Source organism: Paenibacillus sp. FSL L8-0333 (assembly GCF_037965665.1).
Lineage (GTDB): Bacteria > Bacillota > Bacilli > Paenibacillales > Paenibacillaceae > Paenibacillus_AQ > Paenibacillus_AQ odorifer.
In genome coordinates this window covers 6423171-6445631 of the sequence record NZ_CP150186.1, presented here as the reverse complement: position 1 = coordinate 6445631, position 22461 = coordinate 6423171, and the positions used below count along the sequence as shown (strand labels likewise).

General features: G+C 45.6%; 21 protein-coding genes and 1 riboswitch. Of the genes, 18 read left to right on the top strand and 3 right to left on the bottom strand.

The window, feature by feature from the left end:
* Positions 1-71: 71 nt before the first annotated feature.
* Positions 72-989, bottom strand: coding sequence for a TetR/AcrR family transcriptional regulator (locus NYE72_RS28785; RefSeq protein ID WP_036681609.1), 918 nt, complete (start codon positions 987-989; stop codon positions 72-74).
* A gap of 227 nt (positions 990-1216) precedes the next feature.
* Here NYE72_RS28785 and cls point away from each other — a divergent pair, with 227 nt between their 5' ends.
* Positions 1217-2725 carry a cardiolipin synthase gene (gene cls / locus NYE72_RS28780; RefSeq protein WP_036681607.1) on the top strand — a complete coding sequence of 503 codons (1509 nt, stop codon included), beginning with the start codon at positions 1217-1219 and terminating at the stop codon, positions 2723-2725.
* A 50-nt stretch (positions 2726-2775) separates the two neighbouring features.
* Here the strand turns inward: cls and NYE72_RS28775 are convergent, their stop codons facing one another.
* Positions 2776-4311 (bottom strand): phospholipase D family protein, encoded by a 1536-nt coding sequence (locus NYE72_RS28775; protein ID WP_235219461.1) that lies wholly within the window; start codon positions 4309-4311, stop codon positions 2776-2778.
* Between the two features lie 283 nt (positions 4312-4594).
* On the opposite strand from NYE72_RS28775, the gene fni reads away from it, so the two are divergent.
* The 7 genes from fni (at position 4595) to NYE72_RS28740 (ending at position 12594) form a co-directional block, all read left to right on the top strand.
* Positions 4595-5734, top strand: coding sequence for a type 2 isopentenyl-diphosphate Delta-isomerase (fni, locus tag NYE72_RS28770; protein ID WP_080742651.1), 1140 nt, complete (start codon positions 4595-4597; stop codon positions 5732-5734).
* A gap of 36 nt (positions 5735-5770) precedes the next feature.
* Positions 5771-6241: a GNAT family N-acetyltransferase gene (locus NYE72_RS28765; protein WP_235219460.1), complete on the top strand. Its 471-nt coding sequence runs from the start codon at positions 5771-5773 to the stop codon at positions 6239-6241.
* A gap of 168 nt (positions 6242-6409) precedes the next feature.
* The gene (locus NYE72_RS28760) at positions 6410-7777 is read left to right on the top strand and encodes a S41 family peptidase (protein ID WP_143763750.1); all 1368 of its coding nucleotides are present in this window, start codon (positions 6410-6412) and stop codon (positions 7775-7777) included.
* Between the two features lie 100 nt (positions 7778-7877).
* A complete protein-coding gene (ychF, locus tag NYE72_RS28755; RefSeq protein ID WP_036681604.1) occupies positions 7878-8978 on the top strand; it encodes a redox-regulated ATPase YchF in 1101 nt (366 codons plus the stop codon).
* A 233-nt stretch (positions 8979-9211) separates the two neighbouring features.
* Positions 9212-10288: a peptide chain release factor 1 gene (gene prfA, locus NYE72_RS28750; protein WP_036681601.1), complete on the top strand. Its 1077-nt coding sequence runs from the start codon at positions 9212-9214 to the stop codon at positions 10286-10288.
* A gap of 25 nt (positions 10289-10313) precedes the next feature.
* A complete protein-coding gene (gene prmC / locus NYE72_RS28745) occupies positions 10314-11267 on the top strand; it encodes a peptide chain release factor N(5)-glutamine methyltransferase (protein WP_256717868.1) in 954 nt (317 codons plus the stop codon).
* A gap of 139 nt (positions 11268-11406) precedes the next feature.
* On the top strand, positions 11407-12594 hold the full coding sequence (locus NYE72_RS28740) for an FtsW/RodA/SpoVE family cell cycle protein (protein WP_036681594.1): 1188 nt from the start codon (positions 11407-11409) through the stop codon (positions 12592-12594).
* Between the two features lie 264 nt (positions 12595-12858).
* Here NYE72_RS28740 and NYE72_RS28735 read toward each other — a convergent pair whose 3' ends face one another.
* Positions 12859-13461 carry a hypothetical protein gene (locus tag NYE72_RS28735; RefSeq protein WP_036681592.1) on the bottom strand — a complete coding sequence of 201 codons (603 nt, stop codon included), beginning with the start codon at positions 13459-13461 and terminating at the stop codon, positions 12859-12861.
* Positions 13462-13703: 242 nt separating this feature from the next.
* Between NYE72_RS28735 and spoIIR the strand changes: the two genes are divergently transcribed.
* The 10 genes from spoIIR to NYE72_RS28685 all read left to right on the top strand — a co-directional run bounded on the left by spoIIR (position 13704) and on the right by NYE72_RS28685 (position 22438).
* A complete protein-coding gene (gene spoIIR / locus NYE72_RS28730; RefSeq protein ID WP_081382511.1) occupies positions 13704-14462 on the top strand; it encodes a stage II sporulation protein R in 759 nt (252 codons plus the stop codon).
* Positions 14463-14566: 104 nt separating this feature from the next.
* On the top strand, positions 14567-15922 hold the full coding sequence (locus NYE72_RS28725; protein ID WP_076099805.1) for an L-threonylcarbamoyladenylate synthase: 1356 nt from the start codon (positions 14567-14569) through the stop codon (positions 15920-15922).
* Positions 15923-16026: 104 nt separating this feature from the next.
* Positions 16027-16599: a manganese efflux pump MntP family protein gene (locus NYE72_RS28720; protein WP_038573646.1), complete on the top strand. Its 573-nt coding sequence runs from the start codon at positions 16027-16029 to the stop codon at positions 16597-16599.
* 45 nt (positions 16600-16644) lie between these two features.
* Positions 16645-17232, top strand: coding sequence for a low molecular weight protein arginine phosphatase (locus tag NYE72_RS28715; RefSeq protein ID WP_036681588.1), 588 nt, complete (start codon positions 16645-16647; stop codon positions 17230-17232).
* A 48-nt stretch (positions 17233-17280) separates the two neighbouring features.
* Positions 17281-17363, top strand: a riboswitch (ZMP/ZTP riboswitch).
* Between the two features lie 74 nt (positions 17364-17437).
* On the top strand, positions 17438-18022 hold the full coding sequence (locus NYE72_RS28710; protein WP_076099682.1) for a TIGR01440 family protein: 585 nt from the start codon (positions 17438-17440) through the stop codon (positions 18020-18022).
* 115 nt (positions 18023-18137) lie between these two features.
* On the top strand, positions 18138-19385 hold the full coding sequence (gene glyA / locus NYE72_RS28705) for a serine hydroxymethyltransferase (RefSeq protein ID WP_038573642.1): 1248 nt from the start codon (positions 18138-18140) through the stop codon (positions 19383-19385).
* A gap of 422 nt (positions 19386-19807) precedes the next feature.
* A complete protein-coding gene (gene upp / locus NYE72_RS28700) occupies positions 19808-20437 on the top strand; it encodes a uracil phosphoribosyltransferase (RefSeq protein WP_036681583.1) in 630 nt (209 codons plus the stop codon).
* Positions 20438-20495: 58 nt separating this feature from the next.
* Positions 20496-21656 carry a UDP-N-acetylglucosamine 2-epimerase (non-hydrolyzing) gene (wecB, locus tag NYE72_RS28695; RefSeq protein ID WP_036681581.1) on the top strand — a complete coding sequence of 387 codons (1161 nt, stop codon included), beginning with the start codon at positions 20496-20498 and terminating at the stop codon, positions 21654-21656.
* A gap of 178 nt (positions 21657-21834) precedes the next feature.
* Positions 21835-22068: an AtpZ/AtpI family protein gene (locus tag NYE72_RS28690; protein ID WP_036681579.1), complete on the top strand. Its 234-nt coding sequence runs from the start codon at positions 21835-21837 to the stop codon at positions 22066-22068.
* Positions 22061-22438: an ATP synthase subunit I gene (locus NYE72_RS28685; protein ID WP_036681578.1), complete on the top strand. Its 378-nt coding sequence runs from the start codon at positions 22061-22063 to the stop codon at positions 22436-22438. Before NYE72_RS28690 ends, NYE72_RS28685 begins: the two co-directional genes overlap by 8 nt.
* Positions 22439-22461: the final 23 nt, after the last annotated feature.

The following is a 22461-nucleotide window of genomic DNA, read 5'->3' as shown; positions in this document are numbered from 1 at the left end:
GGCGCCATTATAAAAATTCATAATACTCACTATCCATGACTTTCTCTCTACCGAACTCTTCTTAGAGTCAATTAACGAAATACACATGAATTGTGCGGAATTGAGGCAATTAGCTTCCTCAGCTCTTCTAATTCTGCTGTGAGCTCAGAGCAGGATTGGAGGTTGGACAGCATCCCCTGAATGATTGCTTTTCGTGGGTGAGGTATAAGCACCTCACCTTCCAGAATATTGAGCGATTCCAGCAGATCGGCTGCTTCTTCGGATTCTATACTATTTAATTTACTGACCACAGTCTTCATTTCTTTAATGAGCTGTAATGGATTCTTTCGTTTATTCTCCTCATTCTCCGCCATCCAGTTCGCTAAAGTAGCAGAGTTGATTAGTGGAACCTGTTTACTAGTGAGTAAGCCAGACACAATCATATCCATTAGATTCATTAGATGATCTGCCATATCGGCAATGGGTACCTGCGTATCCTTACGAAAAATAACCGCAATATAAGACTTGATGAGACCATGTCCGATCATACATAAATCTCCGGTATAGGGAACGACGTCTTTTCCATAGAGCAACTCCATCTTCACCTGGAACCATCTTAAGAAGGAAGCGTTGTTTCTCCGCAGCCAGTCCGGGACTTCAGTATCAAATCCTTTGCCCGCAACCTCCTGAATTTGACGCTGCAAGAACTCGCGCAATTCGTACACGTGACTTAGCAGAATTTCTATCTGATTCCTAAGCTTCTCACGTGGTGTTCGTCGGGTTTCCTGTTCTTCACGTAACAAGGGATCACGAATCATCCGATAACAATAAAGGAAGATACTGCGCTCCAGTTCTTCTTTTGATTTAAATACCAGATACAAACTGCCCTTCGAAATCCCACATAATTCAGCGATCTCTTGCATGGATGTGGACGAGGAGCCTTTCACAGCGAATAACTGCATGGCGATCTTAATAATTTGTTCCTGCTTGTCAATAGTTTTATCATTCATTAAAGGATTAACCTCCTTTCTGACTACTGGGTTCTATAATTGACTAGTTGGTCAAAATTATTATATTCCATCCAACCAGGCAATACAAATATCGGAACTGAAGGGTTACAGTTTTGTCGTAAATAGACTTTTGCACAGTAATTAGCTAGGAAGAAAAGGGTTCTTCATGTAATATATAAAATGTGTCAATTTCGTGTTGCTTGTATGAATAAGAAGGTAGGTAGAGTATGAGAAGAGGACTTCAATCTATAATTATCATTGGGGCATTCATAGCATTTTATTATTTTGGTTTCGGCATTTTTGGGAGTACTGCGGGAACGATTATTAGTATCTTCTCCACTCTGACAGTTATTTCGATTAGCTTGGCTATTTTTATGGAGAACCGTAATCCTTCTACAACAATGTCATGGATCTTATTGCTTGCGTTGATCCCAGTGCTGGGACTGGTCTTCTATTTTCTATTTGGGCAAAATGTGTTCAAACGCCGTAAATATGATAAAAAGGCACAAAGAGACCTTATGGCCTACGAAAGAATTGAGAATGACGCTTTACGTACGCACCAAGATTGGTCAGTCTTTGATCCCTCGCGCCAAAAACTGTTGCTGTTATCCAAGACTTTAGCACGTACTCCTATTTCCTTTGCATCAGAAACTCGTATCCTCACTAATGGTGAAGAGACGTTTGGTACGTTATTGTTGGAGCTTCGTCAAGCTAAGCATCACATTCATATGGAGTATTACATCTTCCGGGCGGACCACATTGGAACACGCATTAAACAAATTCTGATCGATAAAGCTCGTGCCGGTGTTGCAGTCAGATTTATGTATGATGCCGTTGGCAGTTTTCAGCTTTCCAAAGCTTTTTTGAAGGAAATGAGTGACGCCGGAGTTCAGGTGGCTTCTTACGGAAATTCAACATCCTTTTTTTCCAGCCGTGTGAATTACCGGAATCACCGTAAAATTGTTGTGATCGACGGAGATGTCGGATTCATGGGTGGTCTCAATGTAGGCGATGAATATTTAAGCCGCAGTAAGACTTATGGATTTTGGCGTGACACACATATGTTGGTTAGAGGCGAAGCGGTACGGACGATGCAAATTATTTTCCTGCAAGATTGGATGCACACTACGGGTGAAAAAATACTGGAGCAAGACTACCTCACTCCACAACTTCGCTTTATGACAGGTGATGGAGCCGTACAGATTATTGCTAGCGGACCGGATAACGAACGTCGTGCGCTCAAAAACATTTTCTTCTCCATGATCACTTCTGCCGAGAAATCGGTGTGGATTGCCAGTCCATATTTTATTCCTGATGAGGACATCTTAACTGCACTGCGTGTAGCCGCTATTTCTGGTTTAGATGTGCGATTGTTATTCCCGGCTAAGCCGGATAAATGGATTCCTTTTCTGGCTTCACATTCTTATTTCCCGGCGTTGCTGGAAGCTGGCGTGAAGATTTATGAATATGAAAAGGGATTTATCCACTCTAAGCTGCTTATCGTCGATGGTGAAATAGCAACAATCGGTACGGCCAATATGGATATGCGCAGCTTCCACCTTAATTTTGAAGTGAATGCATTACTGATTCAGACGGAGAGTGTTGCTCGTATTGTGGCTGATTTTGAGCGGGATTTATTATCTACCAGCTTAATTGAGCATGAGGAATTTATGAATAAGCGTATGGTGATCCGTATACTGGAATCTGCTGCTCGACTTATGTCGCCGTTACTATAACCAAAAACCACCTCAGAGGGTGTTGTGCCTCATCTGCGGTGGTTTTTGCTTTAAAAAGTAGTTAAGCCCAAGGTGGTCTGCAACCGGAACAGGATATATTTGAACCAGGTCACTTCGCCCTGATAAGCCTCAAAAGGTAGGGTATACTCATGGTCCTCGTTATTCCACAGTCGATTGAAGTAGGCTTCCATCTGGGCATAAAGAGGCTGATCTTGTTTTACAGATACCCACAGATTATTCTCCAGGTTGTAGTCATCCAGATTGCGTGTCGTGAAATTGGTGGAACCGCCAAGAATGATGGAACTTCCAGTCTGTTTGGCAATGAAAAGCAGCTTCGAGTGATATTGTTCTTTGGTCGTGTTGTACCAGCGAATAGAGATTTTTCCGTTCGTGCGCTTGTTCAGGTTCATGGCAACTGGACGGTTAGGAATGCCGATTTTATCACGACCGAAGGCGTTCTGATTGGGGTCCAGTATCAATCTTACCGTAGCCCCTCGTTCGGTAGCTTCTACCAATTCATCGAGAATTGCATCATCGGCAAGGTAGAACATACCCATCCAAATGGTGTCACCCTCCTGTGCAGATTGGAGGGCTTGTCTTGCATATTTATATACCTTTCCTTCCGTTAAATAGCGGACTCCCATAGATTCTTCAGAGTGCTGATCCTTCTCCTTGGTGAAGTCTGGCTCATAAGTGAGTAGTGGCCCTGCAGCCGAAAGATTGGCCGCGGCTTGTTCCGTCTGGAGAATATCAGCAATAATTGGGCCTTGTACTTCCAGAGCGATATTGGAATGATAGGCGCTGGCATCATGGATATTTCCTGAGGAGACTAGAGCGGTATTCTCACTAATAACCACCTTACGGTGGTTAGCCTTCACATTAAGTAGCTTCAAATAAGAACGTGCGGTAATATCCGGTCCTCCGCTGGCCATAAGATTGGGAATCCGGCCTTCGCCCGACTGTCCGAACCATTGAATAAAGGTACGCCAGACAGCGGAATAAGCAGGCGTAGAATCGCGTAGAGCATTTACATCGGTCAAAATCACTTTAATCCCCGCAGCCTTCAATTCTTCCAGAAGATGGTTGGGTGCAGAGTTGTAATTGGTATTAACCTCATCCGTAATGAAGACGATCTCCATCTCGGGATAAGTTGTTTTTTGTAAGATAAGCTTGTCCGTCAACATTCGGCTGACCGGAGGAAATGACTGATCTTTATGGGTATAATCATTGAAAAGGAAGAGGTCAATCACCAAAAATTCTTTGGACTCCTCGATAATTTGTAGAATCCTCGAAAGAATCTGACTCTCTTGAGTGCCCGTGGCTGTACCGTCCGAATAGGTTAGGTCGTGCCAGAAGGATACATGATTCGTTCTGTATATAGGGCTTTCATAGGAAATGCCGCTGGGTAAAGGTTTGTGCGTCTGGTAAGTCATTACGCCGATTAGCCAGAGGATTAGAATGAAGACAGTCCATAACGCCATTGTGCGGCGGCGTGAACCGGAACGTTTCTTCGTAGTTAAACCGGGAGCGTAGTTTATTTCTTTAGGTTTATAGGGGTGAACGGGTTGCTGACGATCTGAATTCATGGAAGTTCCTCCTGAAATTATTGCAGAGCACTTCCTTGTGATTGTTATGCTCCGGTGTATTACCAACCTATTAACACCTAGTGGAGCGAAATGAAGCAGCCCAAATATCCTTAACATTAATAAATAACATTCAGCTAGCTATAATGAGTTTGAACGATTAGTACGAAGTTTATGAAATTAATGATTACTAAGCCGGAGAATTGTAATCGCTAACCTCATATTGTAAATTCATCTGTAGGGATATGTTATAATAAATCGAGTTTGGGAATAGGAGGAACGCAGCATGAATCATACGCCAGAAGAGGCCGTGCCATATGATGCGACTAGGCAGTCTGGCGCAGATCATGGCAAGGACCTGCCGGCTGTAGAGGCTTCTGACAAAAGATCTTTATTGCCTACATCGAAGACAGGCGAACGCAAAATTGAACATGTACGCCTTTGCCTAAATGAAGAAGTAGGTGGCGTCGGTGTGACTACAGGGTTTGAACATTACAGATTTCAGCATAATGCTCTTCCAGAGCTGAATTTTGACGATATATCATTGCAGACTACGTTTTTGGATCGCAAGCTGCGTACACCGCTGCTCATCAGCTCGATGACAGGTGGCAGCGCAGCTACAGGAGCGATTAACGCCCGGTTGGCCACAGCTGCACAGCGTCGTGGTTGGGCGCTGGGTGTAGGCTCGGTCCGGGCGGCAGTGGAGCGCTCTGAGCTTACGGCGACCTTTTATGTGCGGGATCAAGCACCTGATATTCCGGTTATCGCCAATATTGGTGCTGTACAGCTGTCCTATGGTTTTGGGATTGAGGAATGTCGCCGGGCTGTGGATATCGCAGGTGCTGATTTTCTTGTACTGCATCTGAATGGGCTGCAAGAGGTCTTTCAACCGGAAGGGAACACTGGTTTTGCCTCTTTGCTATCCCAGATAGAGAAGGTATGCCGTGCACTTGAAGTCCCTGTAGGTGTGAAAGAAGTAGGCTGGGGCATTGATGGAGATGCAGCTGCACGTCTTTATAATGCAGGTGCGGCTTTTATTGATGTTGCGGGTGCAGGCGGGACATCCTGGAGTCAGGTGGAGAAGTTCCGCAGTGTAGATCCTATACGGCGGGCAGCGGCGGAGGCTTTCGCAGATTGGGGTACTCCAACAGCTGATTGTATCACAGAGGTGCGCGCAGTTTCCCCGCAGGGCGCTTTGATTGGCAGCGGCGGACTAAAACATGGCGTGGATGCAGCGAAAGCACTGGCACTTGGAGCTGATCTGGCAGGCTTTGGCCGCAATCTGTTAGGGCCGGCTGTCGATTCTGAAGAGGCGCTGGATGCTGCATTGGCACAGGTTGAGCTGGAGCTAAAAATAGCAATGTTTGGTATTGGCGCTCCAGATTTAGCAACTTTACGTGGTACTTCCCGTTTAATACGTAAATAGGATGGTAAATATTGAAGCGAGGAAGTGAGTAAGATTATGATTAAACTGGTCCATATGGATGAGTCGGCCTTTCAATTTTTCTTAGGTCAAGCTACCCGGGATTATGCGGAAGATAAGATCAGCGCCGGTGCTTGGGATCCGGAGATCGCGATGAAGCTGTCTGAGGAAGCCATAACACGCTCTTTGCCAAAAGGGCTGCACACAGATGGTGCTTATCTATATTCTATAGTAGAAATAAGCAGTGATGAACAGGTTGGTTATATCTGGTTTAACGTAAGTGAAGGCCGAGGCGGCCGCGAGGCTTTCATTTATGATTTTTATGTTTTTGAACCGTTCCAGAGTAAGGGTTATGGCAAGCAGGCTATGATCGCACTCGATGAAGAAGCCCGGGAGATGAATGTTACCAAAATCGGGTTACACGTCTTCGGCCAGAACAATCGCGCATTTGAGTTATACAAAAAAATGGGATATATCGTAACTGACATCACAATGTCTAAAGATCTATAGTCCATAAGTGTGAGGACCTCGAAAGAGGTCCTTTTTTGTTGTTCTACTGAATTATTATGTAAATAATTGTGATAAATATATTTGATTTAGGATGATTAGGAAAATATGATTAAAAAATAAATTCCTGAAAATGGATTAAGTCATAAAGAGAGAAAAGGGGGGATTAAGGTGAGGCCAAGGACTGTATCGTGGGTGGTTGTTTCTGCAGTAGTATTACTATTACTGGTCAGCTGCAACAGTGGCGATTTACCAGGAAAGAAGAAATCTGAGTCTGAGCAAGTCCAGGCAAGTCCGGTTGCACCGCTAGCCTCTTCAGCTGTAGTTGAAGATCAATCAGAAATAGCTTTGCCTTCATTGACGGTAGAACAAAGGCTAGAGGATTTTGATTACATGTGGAAGATTATTGAGGAGAACTATCCTTTCTTAGAGGTGAATAAACGTCTCAATGGAGAGGATTGGCTTGCAAAAAAAGAGGAATACCGCAATAAAATAGCAGCCGTGAAATCGGATGATGAGTTTTTGAAACGTATGAGATTTGTCCTTAGCAGATTAAACAATGGGCATACAAATTTTATATCCAAGGAAGAATACCCCTGGTATCTACATACGTATGCTCAGTTAGGTTTTGGTTTTGAGCCTTGGGTCAACGTGTTTCAGCAGCCTAACGTATTGGCCCGTTACAACCAGAAACCTTTAGCGGAGCAGCAAAGCTCTAATGATATCAATAACGATATGCATAATGGTGGAGATGGAGTAGGAGATGTAACAAAAAAGACTTCTGGGAATGTAAAAAAAGTCATTATAGAGCCCGATCGAATCGCTTATCTCGGCATGCAAAGCTTTGACGGGAGTCTCATGGAGATGGACAGCTCCGAGATCCATGATTTTTTAATAGAGGTAAAGGACTATAAGACATTAATATTAGATATCCGCGGAAATGGGGGAGGAAACAGTAATTATTGGAGAATTCATCTTGTCCCTATGTTGATCAATAAACCTATCGAATACAATACATACTTACTTTATACAAGAGGCAAATATGCGGAGACCTTTATGCAAGCACGTCAGATTACAAAGGGGCAACAACCTATTGCTGGCATCAAAGATGAGCAACTGCCCAAGCTGCCAACCGAAGCTTTAAAGATGTTTAAGACATATAGAAAAACAAATGATGTAGTAACCCCTAATAAATCTGTTGGATTTAAAGGGAAAATCTATTTGCTGGTAGATAGCTCTGTGTATTCATCATCGGAAGGTCTTGCAGCCTTTGTAAAAGGCACCGGGTTTGCAACGGTTGTAGGCGGCAGGACAGGTGGGGATGGACTAGGGATAGATCCGCTTGTTGTTGCATTGCCTAATAGCGGTTATCTCTTCAGGTTTTCCTTTGAAATGGGTCTGAATTCTGATGGAAGTTGTAATGAAGAGGTAAAGACTGTGCCTGATGTGGAGGTTGATCCGGATAAATCTAAGCCATTACTGGACCAGCCGGCGATAAAAAAGGTATTAGAGCTTGCGCGTTCGGACACATCTGCCTGACATCCGGTGTTGCTGGCGAATATGTTCTAATATATAATGGTTTAGATCGTATAGCTTATTCGGATGATCAATTTAGCTGAAAATAGGAGTTGTCATATAAATGGCTTTGAAAGCTGGAATCGTCGGTCTTCCTAACGTAGGAAAATCCACATTGTTTAATGCGATAACGCAAGCGGGAGCAGAATCCGCTAACTACCCTTTTTGTACCATTGACCCTAACGTTGGTGTTGTTGAAGTTCCAGACGAACGTCTTGATAAACTGACTGAGCTGGTACAGCCGAACAAGACCGTACCTACTGCTTTTGAATTTGTTGATATTGCTGGTCTCGTGCGTGGTGCCAGTAAAGGAGAGGGACTAGGCAACAAGTTCCTGGCCCATATCCGTGAAGTAGATGCTATCGTGCATGTGGTTCGTTGTTTTGAAGATGAGAACGTTACCCACGTTGATGGAAAGGTAAATCCGATCAGCGACATCCAGACCATTAATCTGGAGTTGATTCTTGCTGATATTGAGAGCATTGAGAAGCGGATTGAGCGTTCCCGTAAGAATATCAAAGGCGGCGACAAGAAATACGCTCAAGAAGTTGAGCTGCTAGAACGCGTCAAAGAAGTGCTCTACGAAGATAAACCTGCACGCAGTATAGAATTGTCTGATGACGAGAAGCTTATTATCCGTGATCTTCATTTGTTAACATTGAAGCCAGTGCTGTATGCGGCGAATGTAAGTGAAGATGAAGTGGCAAGTGCTGAGGACAATCCTTATGTACAGCAAGTTCGCGATTTTGCAGCTACTGAAGGTGCAGAAGTTGTTCCGATCAGTGCTAAGGTGGAAGCAGAAATTGCTGAGCTTGAAGGTGAAGATAAAGCTATGTTCCTGGAAGAGCTGGGACTGGAAGAATCCGGGCTTAACCGGTTGATTAAAGCGGCTTATAAACTGCTTGGCTTGTATACGTATTTCACAGCAGGCGTTCAGGAAGTTCGGGCGTGGACGATTCGCCGCGGCACCAAAGCACCTGGAGCTGCCGGTGTGATTCATACAGATTTCGAACGGGGATTTATCCGTGCTGAAGTAGTGGCTTACGCGGATCTTGTGGCAGCTGGTTCCATGAACGGTGCGAAGGAACGTGGTCAACTGCGTCTTGAAGGTAAAGAATATTTGGTGCAAGACGGCGACGTAATGCATTTCCGTTTTAACGTTTAAGAAGGTTTAAGTGTACGAATGATATAGGGGTCATCTCGAGCAGTGGGAGTTTCTATTGCTGGGATGATCCTTTTTAAAAATATAAGCTTTTTATTAAGGTATTGTGCGTACGGAACTGTAGCCATTTCACAATATCTTTGGTATAATATAAAGTCGTATATCTATTTTTATGACAGTACAAATTTGATGTTATATTTGCGAATTTGAAATTGAATCAGGAGAGGTGAATTCCCTTGTTGGACCGATTGCAATCCCTGGCGGACCGCTATGAGAAGCTCAGTGAACTGCTTTGTGATCCGGATGTTGCAAACGACAGTAAGAAACTGAGGGACTATTCCAAAGAACAATCAGACCTACAGCCTGCATTTGAGGCGTATACTGAATATAAGAGCGTAATGGAAGAGCTTGAAGCTGCTAAGCAGATGCAAGGCGAAAAGCTTGATGATGAGATGAAAGAAATGGTCAAGATGGAAATTGATGACCTTTCCAAACGTCAAGTGGAGCTGGAAGAGAGAATCCGCGTGTTGCTGCTGCCTAAAGACCCGAATGATGATAAGAACGTAATCGTTGAAATTCGTGGTGCAGCGGGTGGAGATGAAGCAGCATTGTTCGCTTCAGATCTTTACCGGATGTACACTCGTTATGCTGATGCACAAGGATGGCGCGTTGAGTTAATGGATGTTAACGCGAGTGATCTTGGTGGATTCAAAGAGGTAATCTTCCTTATTAACGGCCGTGGTGCATACAGTAAGCTGAAATACGAAAGTGGTGCGCATCGCGTACAACGTATCCCAGCGACCGAATCCGGAGGTCGTATTCATACCTCTACTTCTACGGTGTCTGTGATGCCGGAAGCTGAGGCTTTTGAGATCGAGATCCATGATAAAGATATTCGCGTAGATACCTTCTGTTCAAGTGGTGCAGGCGGACAGTCTGTAAATACGACCAAGTCTGCAGTACGTGTAACCCATGTACCTACAGGCATCGTTGCTACCTGTCAGGACGGTAAGTCACAGAACTCCAATAAAGAAAAAGCGCTGCAAGTGCTTCGTGCCCGTATCTCTGATATGAAACGGCAGGAAGAAGAAGCGAAGTATGCTGGTGAACGGAAGAGTAAAGTAGGTACGGGTGACCGTAGTGAGCGCATTCGGACGTATAACTTCCCGCAGAGCCGGGTTACAGACCATCGTATTGGCCTGACACTGCACCGTTTGGAGCAGGTTATGAACGGAGAAATCACTGAAATTATCTCAGCCCTTTCAATCGCTGAACAAGCTGACTTGATGGATAATATGGATAATGGAGAATAATGCTTTGAACGATGGCGTATATGTCATGTCGGAAGTCAAAAGCATCCGGGAAGCCTTTGCGGAGGCTTCTTCTTTTTTGAGCCGGAGCGGCTGCAATGAACCGCAGCGCAGTGCACAATTGCTGCTGGAGCATGTGCTTGGAGTGTCTGGCGCAGCTTATTACATGGCGTTGGCAGATCCTTTTCCAGCAGCGGTTAAGGAAGCATTTGAGGCGGGAGTTACCCGCCGGGGCGCTGGTGAGCCGGTGCAGTATATCATCGGCGAGCAAGAATTTTACGGGCGGCCTTTTGAGGTGACGCCTGACGTGCTTATTCCGCGGCCGGAGACGGAGCTGCTTGTCGAGGCGATTTTACGTTACGGCGCGGAGCTTTGGCCGAACGGCGTTGTAACGCCGGGCGAAGCGGCGCTGGATAGCGCGGGCGGAGATACGGCCCGCAGCGGAGGCGGCGCGGGGGACGTGCGCGCCGCAAGACCGCTGACCGCCGTCGACATCGGCGCCGGCAGCGGAGCGATCTCCGTCACGTTGGCGGCGGAAGCGCCGGCGTGGAGGGTCTGCGCCGGCGATATTTCGCCGGCGGCTCTGGCTGTGGCCGAGCGCAACGCTTTGCGCAATGGCACAGCTGTGGACTTTCGGCTCGGCGATCTGCTCGAGCCGTTCGCGGGGATGGAGACGGATATTCTCGTCTCCAACCCGCCGTACATCCCCGGCGAGGATATCGCCGGGCTGCAGCGTGAGGTGCGCGACCATGAGCCGCGCACTGCGCTGGATGGCGGAGCGGACGGGCTGGACCCGTACCGCCGCATGATGGAGCAGCTGACGCTGCTCCCGGCACCGCCGCGCCTGATCGGCTTTGAGCTTGGCTTCGGTCAAGCTGAGCAAGTCGCTGCACTCCTTGCGGCAGCGGGCCATTGGACGGAGATTATCACCATTAATGATCTGGCTGGAATCCCGCGTCATGTGCTAGGCATAACGAAATAATATTGCCTACTTTGCAGAGGGTTCCTTTGTCCAGGGTAGAGAAATTGTATTTTCAATCCGACTTCCTTTATAATAGTATTTAGCAGGATTTCTCAGGGGATCATAAAGAAAGACCGGATATAGAGTAGGGAGGCAGAGCGTGCTTCAGAAGATTAAAAAGATTGATGGTGCTATTGTAGTCGTTCTGTTATTACTCATGGTGGTCAGCATCTTCGCCATATATAGTGTTACTCATGGAAGAGAGAAGCTGGACGGACATCATATTCGTATGATGATGTATTATGCTATTGGTTTTGTAGCTTTTATTGGAATGACCTTTTTGGATTACAGAATATTAGTGAAATATGCGATATATATTTATTTGTTTGGGATAGGGATGCTGGTGCTCGTCAGCTTTTTGGGCGAGACTAAAAATAATGCACAAGGCTGGTTGACCCTGCCTGGAGGACTGAGTCTGCAGCCTGCTGAGCTGTTCAAGTTGATATTAATTCTTTTTCTGGCGGCCATGCTTGTCCGCAAGAATAAGAGTAAGCTTCTGTTCTGGCGGGATGTTGTGCCACTCGGCCTTCTGACCTTGTTTCCATTTCTTATTGTTCTTACCCAAAATGACCTTGGGAATGCCTTGTCTTACGTTGTGATTCTTGCGGGTCTGTTGTGGATTGGCAATATTAAATACACGCATGCATTAATCGGGCTGGTCATCGTGGCTAGTTCTGCGATTGCGGGAATTATGAGTTATATCCATTATCACGATGAAATTAAAACCTTTCTTACGGATATTGGGCGATCTCACTGGATTGAACGTTTTGATCCTTGGCTTGTTCCCGAAAAGGCAACAGAAAAGGCTAAGTATCATACCACCAATGCTAGAATTGCTATTGCTTCTGGAGGAATGAGTGGTGATGGCTATATGAAGGGAGATTCCGTTCAAACGAATCGTGTGCCATATACCTACTCGGACTCCATTTTCGTGCAAATTGCCGAGGAATTCGGTTTTGTGGGGGCGGCGCTGCTGCTGCTGCTGTACTTTATCCTCATTCACCGAATGATTCTGATTGCGCTGGAGTGTAAGGATAGAGCCGGGCCGTTCTTGATTGTCGGAATTGTCGCCATGATGCTATATCAGATTTTTGAGAATATTGGCGCGTTTATTGGTCTGATGCCTTTGACAGGTATCACGTTACCTTTCATCAGCTTTGGAGGTACATCCCTGCTTATCAACATGGCCAGCATTGGTTTGGTAATGAGTGTACGTCTGCATGGTCAGCAAGAGGAAGAAGATCTTCCAGACCCGGTCATAAATCATGTATCGGTTAAAGGTGTTTAGAATAGTCAAGGGTGAGAACCCGAAAGAAGCCTGATACTAAAAAGATCAGTAATGAGATAATATTTTTTGAAACTTAACAAAAGCGCATGCTGATTATCAGCATGCGCTTTTGTTAGTTAGTTATTAAATTCGGTATATTACAATAGGATATATCTCGCTTTAATGAATAATGCTACAGGAATTCTATGCCTTACTTTCCGTCGGATTAAAATATGGAAGCACCCATGGAATCTGCCTCGATTTTATTGTATTCAATTTCGCTTATCAGTAAGCGTTTAGGAATCCTCCGCCGAATATTTGATTGGGTCCCAGATTAGTGATTAGTAAATAGTAAGTTCCTGGAAGAACATTACTCCAACCGATAGTATACGGGCTGCTTTCTGCATAAGGCCAAGACACGTTTCTAACCCCTGCCGATTTACCGCTACTTTTGCTAATCAATTCATAAGAGATGATCGGAACTGCTTCGGTAGGAAAGGAAGTTCTTTGATGTATCGTTGCATAGACATCAGAATTTGAGGTGAAAGTTATTTCACCATTCGTTCTCTTTTGTGTGCCTGAAGCCCATCCATCCATTGTAAAAGTGAAACCTTCCGTATAGGAGAATATGCCTAATGAGTTATTGTTATTTTCATTAAAATTTGGCTGGTTTATATTTTGAGTTAGAGCTGCTTCTTCTTTAATCGATTCAATCTCATCAGCAGTAACTGTTTTTACAAAAGTAGTATCTGATGAGGTGACTGAGGTCGTAGCACTTTGTTCAACTTGATTAGAAGAGGTTTCTGCGGCAAATGAGCTTGTAGTATAAATGGAAGTTGAAGCAATGAGTGCCAAAGTCAGAGTAGATACAGTTTTTACTAGTTTCATAATGAACCTCCTTAAATTTATATAAATTGGATATTAAAGAAAAATATAAGCAATATACCGAATATACCCACTATATCATAATGATTTAAAAAAGTAAAATATTCCCTTTATTTTCTTTTATAGGACTGTTAAGATCTCACTGAAACTGCTCGTTTCTTAAAATCATAGATTCATAGGTTTGCAGTCTCTTATCTCCGGGCATACTACTAGCATGAGAGTTAAGAGGAGAGGGGCTGCAACAAATGAACGATAATCATATGGATAAAAGAGATTCCTTACGTGTAACTTTTAAGTATACTGCCATTTTAATTTGTTTTTTTATGGTCCTCATGATGGCTTGGGAAGGTCAAAAAACCGATGCTGCAGTAGCTGAAGTATCTATTCCCCAAGAATCTATCCGGTTACGTATTCTAGCTAATTCTGACGGAGCGCAAGATCAGCTGGTGAAACGGCAAATTCGCGATAAAATTGTGGAGCAAATGAACCAGTGGGTATCTGCTCTTGAGGATCCGCAGAGCTTGGAGCAGGCACGTGCTCTGATTAGAAATCATCTGCCGGAGCTTAACGCTTTGGTTGGATCAGAGCTCGAGAAACGGGGCATTGAATATTCCTATAAAGTGGAGCTGGGCGTAGTCCCTTTTCCAACCAAATTATACGGTGGTACCGTCTATCCTGCTGGGGAGTATGAAGCTGTACGGGTCACGCTTGGTGCAGGCAAGGGACAAAATTGGTGGTGTGTACTGTTTCCTCCGCTTTGCTTTATCGATGCGGGCTCTGGAGATGCGGCAGCACCTGCTGCTGACAAAGGTACAAAAACAGTGTCTGCTGCTGGTGCGGATAACAGTGCTAAGGTGAAATCGGCAGCTGCAAAAACAGTGCAGGCTGATTCCTCGGCAGGAAGTGCTTCATCAGGAGAAACTGCTGCTGAGCCAGAGGTACGGTTCTTCGTCTGGGAGCTGCTGCAAAACCTTTGGAACTGGATCAGTGGATTATGGTCGTAAGACCCCAGATATGTTACTATTTTATAAGCAGATCTATCACGGCTCCCTACTGGGGCCGTTTTTTGCTAAGATAAATTATATCTTCTAGAAAGCCTGTGATGAGAATGAATGAACACAATAATCCTTTATTCGCCGTTCAGCGGCGGAGTGGAAATAGAGCTGAGACTGTATACTGGAAGTTGAATTCTGTTGAGGGAACGAACTCTGAGGTATTTCAGCCGAATGAAGCTGACAAGCTGGCGATAGCGGAGGCAGCAACAATGCTTCGCGAAGGCGGAACAGTGGCTTTTACAACCGAAACCGTCTACGGGCTAGGGGCGGATGCCCGAAATACGTCGGCAGTTGAGGCTGTTTTTGCAGCAAAAGGACGGCCCTCTGACAATCCGTTAATTGTACATATTTCGGATACGGCAGCTTTGGACGAGCTTGTTGCAGAGGTGCATCCTAAGGCGGCCGCGCTGATGGCAGCTTATTGGCCTGGTCCGCTGACAGTTGTGCTTCCTGTTCGTGAAGGTGTACTGTCGCCTTGTGTGACGGCGGGTTTGGATACGGTTGGTGTGCGGATGCCGGATCATCCGGTAGCTCTGGCGCTGATAAGTGCCGCAGGTTGTCCGGTTGCGGCGCCCAGTGCTAATCGTTCGGGTCGCCCGAGCCCGACATTAGCTTCGCATGTGATGGAAGATTTGGCTGGATACATTGATGGCGTCCTTGATGGTGGTGCTGCTGGAGTGGGACTAGAGTCAACAGTCGTGCAGGTACAGCCTGACGGAAAAGTTGCTGTGCTGCGCCCCGGCGGGATTACTTCGGAGCAATTGGCTGCAGTGGTGGGAGCAGAAGCTGTAAGCTCAGAGCCCGGTAATGCTGAGGCAACTGCTGCCTCTACTACTACTGTCATGGCTGATTCGGGGACGACAATCTCTGTTGTTGATTTAAGTACTGCTGAGCCAATCACAGCTAAAGCAACTACAGCACAATCTTCAGCGGATTGCCTGAATGTTAACAATCGTGAGCCTTTCGAAAGGGCATCCGCATCTATTGAGCAGCATGGTGCGGATGCTGCTGGCGGCATTTCGGCGCCGCGCGCGCCGGGCATGAAGTACACGCACTACGCGCCGCGCGGCTGGCTTGGTGTAGTGCGCGGCTCTTCCCCGCAACGCGTGGCGGACGAAGCCGCAAGTCAACTTCAGGCGGCGCAGCTAAACGGCGAGATCACGGGCCTGCTCCTCTTTGAGGAGCATAAGGCCCTTTATCCCGCCGACCCTGCCGCCTGTGTCCTTTCCCTTGGCTCGTTATCCTCGCCGGAGGAAGGGGCCCGCTCCCTATATGCCGCTTTGCGGCGGTTCGATGAAGCGGGAGCGACTTACATCTTAGCCGAGGCTTGCCCGTATACGGGCCTCGGCGCTGCCATCATGAACCGGCTTATGAAAGCCGCCGGTGGATCCGTCATCGACGCCGGATAACCACGGCGTTGCTTTTTCGTATATGACTCCTATATGAAGTCATGATTACCCCCTTGTCCGCATATCGTTGTTGTACAAGATATTTCGGACTTGGGGGGTTAAGCATGGGCTTAGGAGATGTATATACCGAATGGGGGCAGATTGTTACCATTACTATAATGGCGGTTGCATTAGGGATGGATGCCTTTTCGCTCGGTGTAGGGATCGGTATGAAAGGTATTCGTCTGCTGCATGTTCTGCAAATGAGTCTGCTCATTGCTGTTTTTCATATGCTGATGCCTCTCCTGGGTTTGTTGACAGGAAGTTATGTCGGACACTTGTTAGGTCAAGTAACGACTTATGCTGCTGGAGGTCTTCTAGTTCTTTTGGGCGGGCATATGGTGTACAACTCCTTTCGTCCGGATACGGGAAGCTCGCGAGCTATGGATCATCGAACCTTGTGGGGGATGATACTTCTTTCGCTCAGTGTGAGTATTGACTCTTTCTCCGTGGGTGTATCACTGGGGATGTTTGTGAATGGAGTGCTTTTGACCATCTTAGCCTTCGGTGCCTGCGGGGGACTAATGTCGATTCTAGGGTTGCTAATAGGACGGCATGTCAGTCGTGGTCTCGGGGATTATGGAGAAGCACTAGGCGGTGCAATACTTCTGGGGTTTGGCTTGCTATTCATCTTTTGATACAATAACGGCATTAGAATATTTAATTTCATGGGGGTGCAAAACATGCTGCATATTTTATTCGTCTGCACCGGAAATACATGCCGAAGTCCTATGGCTGAGGGGCTTTTACGAAAGCTCGCGAAGGAACGTGGAATCGACCTGGAAGTGCGGTCTGCAGGTGTATCCGCCATTTCCGGTACTTCTATATCAAGACATGCTGCAGCTATACTGCAGGAAGAAGGAATTCATGATTCAATGGAGTCGTCACAATTGACAGGTCAAGCTGTCGCTTGGGCCGACCTCGTGCTGACCTTGACGGGTGGGCATAAGCAGCATTTGCTGCAGTATTTTCCGGATGCTGTAACGAAAACCTATACATTGAAGGAATACGTGCATGATGAAGATGCGGTGACGGAAGATATCAAGGAATTGGACAGCCTTTACGCAGATGCGGAGTTGAGCTTAGCCCTTGGTGGTGAACCGAATGCAACGGATCTGCAGCGGATGATTGAGATTCGCCAGCGTATTCCGAGCTTCGATATTTCTGATCCATTTGGTGGCACGCGTGAGGACTATGAGCTAACTGCTGCTGAGATTCGCACTGCGCTATTCAGTTTGCTGGATAAGCTGGAAACCTTCCGCCATTTGTAAATGGTTGATTTTCAGTTCACTTTGCTTTAAGATGAAGTTACAAATAATCGGTTCCGATGTAACTGGCGACAAATGTGGATCAAACCACGATGGAGCATCGGAATAAACGGCCGGTCGCCTGGGCAAAAGAGCAAATCCGCAGCTACCTGCGGACTGCTCTTTTTTGTTTAAAATAAGCTTGTTTGAAGTTTGAGGAGGTAGAGTGATGGACGAAGTTGTAGAGCTATCATTAACTGAAGCCACCGTCACTGTGTTAAGAGAGTTGGCGGAGGCTGGTAACCTTGGGTCAGGCAAAATTGTTGTCGTCGGAGTGAGCACAAGTGAAGTTGCTGGTGTCCGGATTGGAACTGGTGGTGCACTTGAAGTTGCAGAACAATTGCTTGAAGGTGTTCGTTTAGTAGCAGCGGAAAAAGGATTTCATCCGGTGTATCAGTGCTGCGAGCATTTAAATCGTGCACTTGTAATGGAACGCTCTCTGCTAGAGTCACTTGGTCTGAAGGAAGTATCAGCTGTACCTATACGAGGTGCTGGAGGTTCGATGGCTACGGCTGCTTATCACGCTATGAAAGATCCTGTTTTGGCGGAAACGATAGAAGCTCATGCTGGTTTAGATATTGGCGAGACTCTGATAGGAATGCATTTACGGCGGGTAGCCGTTCCTTTCCGTCCGACTCTACGCTACATTGGAGCAGCCAGAGTGAATGCGGCATGGACCAGACCCCCACTAATTGGCGGGGAACGTGCGGTATATCGTGCTCCAGAACAAAGTGGTTCACAGTTTTGTGATTAACGAACTTTAGTTTTTATATTTTTTGCAGAAACGTAGACCTAAGTCACTTTATGGCGGGCAAATCGTTTCTACTTAAATACAACATATCTACACACACTAGGGAGGAAATAAGAACATGGAACAATTGCGTAAGAGTGACCCGGCAGTACTGGAAGCGATGGAACTGGAACTGAAACGTCAGCGTGCCAACATTGAGCTTATTGCCTCAGAGAATATCGTTAGCGAAGCCGTAATGGAAGCTATGGGCTCCGTGCTTACGAACAAATATGCAGAGGGTTATCCAGGCAAACGATATTATGGTGGCTGTGAAGATGTAGATATCGTTGAGAACCTTGCTCGTGATCGTGCAAAAGAATTGTTTGGCGCGGATCATGTCAACGTACAACCACATTCCGGCGCTCAAGCAAATATGGCAGTTTATCTGGCTGCGCTTAAGCCTGGCGACACTGTTCTTGGAATGAATTTGGCTCACGGCGGTCATTTGACACACGGTAGCCCAGTTAATGCTTCAGGATTGCTTTATAACTTCGTTGCTTATGGAGTACAAGAAGATACTTTCCTAATTGATTATGATGAAGTACGTAAAGCAGCCTTCAAGCACCGTCCAAAAATGATTGTAGCTGGTGCCAGTGCCTATCCGCGTATTATTGATTTCGAAAAACTTGGCGCTATCGCCAATGATGTGGGTGCGCTATTTATGGTAGATATGGCCCATATCGCAGGATTGGTTGCTGCTGGTCTTCATCCGAGCCCGGTTCCTCATGCTCATTTCGTTACAACTACTACGCATAAGACTTTGCGCGGTCCCCGCGGAGGTATGATTATGTGCAGACAGCCGTGGGCAGCTGCTATTGATAAAGCGGTATTCCCTGGTTCCCAAGGTGGACCTTTGATGCATGTAATTGCTTCAAAAGCAGTCGCATTTGGTGAAGCATTGCAGCCATCCTTTAAGACTTATGCTCAAAATGTAGTGAAGAACGCTAATGTTCTTGCAGAAACGTTGATCAGTGAAGGGGTTAACATTGTATCCGGAGGTACAGATAACCACTTGATGCTGCTGGATACCCGTAATCTGAACATTACCGGAAAAGATGCGGAAAAAGTACTAGATTCCATCGGGATTACTGTGAATAAAAACGCAATTCCATTTGATCCTACAAGTCCTTTTGTAACAAGCGGTATTCGGATTGGTACACCTGCAGTCACATCCCGTGGTATGGACGAGCAGGCAATGGTCACTATTGGACGTATCATTGCTAATGTTCTAAAGAATCCGAAGGATGAGGCAAACTTGGCAGAATCTGCCCGTCAAGTGGCTGAGTTGACTGACCAATACCCTCTTTATCCAGAGTTGAAATACTAAATTTTTGCTTCCAATAAGAAATGATTCTGCCTCCATTCATACCCTCTTCCGGGTTTGATGGAGGCTTTTTTGTTGCATATTGTTCACAAATATTACTGCAGTTAATAGATGAAATTGAATGAAATTAATCTTGAAAGTTCATGGAACTTTCAATAAAATTAGTGAAAATAATGTGAATAGTATGAAAAAGCCAAAGTTGCACAACATAATCTAGGTTTTATAAGTGATTGGTTTCCTAATTAAGCCAATCATTACCTTTAAAAACAAGGAAATACAAGGGAATATGTTCAATGTGAGTTCAAGTACCATTCTGAGGTGAAATGCAGCGGCGGGAGTGCTATAATAGACAGGATTTAGCCACTGAGAAGCAAAGCGCTTTCTATGGCTATAGACAAGACTTACAATTACCGGAGGGACAGTAAATGGGAAAATTGGTGATTTGCGATCATCCTTTAATTCAACACAAACTAACATTTATTCGCGACGTTAGAACAAACACGAAGGATTTCAGAGAACATGTTGACGAAGTTGCCACATTGATGGCTTATGAGATTACACGTGATATTCCACTAGAGACAATTACGGTACAGACACCGGTCACTGAGACGGAAAGCAAAGTGATTTCGGGAAGAATGCTGGGGCTTATTCCTATTCTTCGTGCGGGTTTAGGTATGCTTGAAGGTGTACTGAAGCTTCTACCTGCGGCTAAAGTAGGACATGTAGGGCTTTTCCGTGATCCAGACACTCTTCAACCAGTGGAGTATTATATCAAGCTTCCAACTGATGTACAGGAACGTGAGTTGATAGTGATTGACCCAATGCTTGCTACAGGCGGATCTGCAATTGCTGCGATTACCTCACTGAAGAACCGTGGTTGTACACAGATCAAAATGATGAACTTGATTGCAGCGCCAGAAGGTGTTGCTGCAGTTCAGGAAGCTCATCCGGATGTTGATATTTATGTAGCAGCGCTTGATGATCATTTGAATGAACATGGTTACATCGTGCCAGGCCTTGGTGATGCTGGTGACCGTCTTTATGGAACCAAGTAATAAGTAATTAAGTATTAAGTATAGTAATGCGAGAATATTTGATGAGAGGGTAGGGGTTATGTCCAAAATCAAAGTAATGACTATTTTCGGAGTGCGCCCCGAGGCGATCAAGATGGCTCCTCTGGTTCTTGAACTGAAGAAGCATCCTGAGCATATCGAATCAATAGTATGTGTAACAGCGCAGCATAGAGAACTGCTCGATCAAGTGTTGGAAGTGTTTAATATCACCCCTGATTACGATTTGGATGTGATGAAGGACCGTCAGACCTTGAACGAGATTACTATTCGTGTGCTTGAAGGTTTGGAACCTGTACTGAGGGAGGTTAAGCCTGACCTCGTGCTGGTGCATGGGGACACCTTAACAACGTTTTTAGCTAGTTACGCTTCCTTCCTGCAGCAAATTCAGGTTGGGCACGTAGAAGCAGGACTTAGGACATGGAACAAATTGTCTCCTTATCCTGAAGAAATGAACCGTCAATTAACAGGTGTATTAGCCGATCTGCATTTCGCTCCAACCGATTGGTCAGCTAGTAATCTGAGACACGAGAACAAAAAAGAATCAAGTATTTATATCACAGGCAACACCGTAACTGATGTGTTTCAATATACCGTACAGCCGGATTACCGGCATCCTGTTTTGGATTTTGCTTCAGGAAAAAGACTTATTTTGATGACTGCTCACCGCAGAGAATCTCAAGGTGAACCGCATCGTAATATCTTCCGAGCTATTAAAAGAATCGCTGATGAATTCGAAGATGTCGCCATTGTTTACCCTGTGCATCCGAGTCCTGCCGTTAAGGAACCTGCACATGAGATACTGGGAGGACATCCAAGAATTAAGCTGATTGATCCGCTGGATGTCGTGGACCTGCATAATTTTTATCCGCATACCCACTTGATATTGACCGATTCCGGCGGTCTGCAAGAGGAAGCTCCTTCTTATGGAGTGCCTGTTCTTGTGCTTCGTGATACAACGGAGCGTCCCGAAGGGATAGAGGCTGGAACGCTGGAACTTGTGGGCACGGACGAGGAGAAGGTGTATCAACGGACACATGCTCTTTTGACTGATAATGAGCTCTATCAGTCGATGAGTCGGGCCGCCAACCCGTATGGAGATGGCAAGGCTTCCCAACGGATTGTCAATGCGATTTTGCACCATTTTGGTGTTAATAAGGAACGTCCTGAAGAGTTTCACAGAATGTTCACAAAAAATAAATAATTTCAATTAAACTAATATCTGATCTGATTAAAATCAACATACAGTGAAACTGTACGGTTTATATGGTTTTGGAACGTTTTGCTGTGATTATTTTCATGTTTTCAAGGGTTTTTAGGCAATGTTCAATGAATTGACAAAGACTCAGGAAATTCAGTAAAATTAGTTGGGATTGTAGCCCATGAAAGAACAAAATAGCAAGGACAGCTTGTTACAGACCGCGCTTGTCATTGGAAGTGCAGGCACTTTGCTTGCCGCTTACATTCTTATTGGTTTTTTTGCGGCAAGATGGCTGAAAGACCTGATGGAGGGGCCAAAATATTGGCTCGCCATTGGCACTATAACTGGAATGATTCTGGGAATTGTGAATGTCGCCTTGTTAATTAAAAAATTTTTGGGGGAGCAGAATGGATAATATGACTCCCATGATCAATACCGTCACTAGAGTTACGCTCGTCCTTATGGCAGGACTCTTAATGGGCTGGGTGCTTCATCATGAGACCCGGGCAATTACACTGGGCATGACTCTGGGTCTGGTGGCGGGATTGGTAAACTTTCGTTATCTGGCCGTCAAGGTTCGACGGGTTACGCAGTCGATTGCGAGCAACGAAGGGAATGCCTTCAGCCTCGGTTTTGTTACACGGATTAGCTTCGCAATTTTGGTCACCATGTTCTCGGTCAAGATTGAGCATTTCTCCCTGGTAGCAACTGTTTCGGGCGTATTCATTCCTCAGCTTCTCGCCATTCCTGCGGGGATATATCTGAGTGTGAAGAATAAGCTTTAACCAGATTAAAGAGAAAGGGGGAT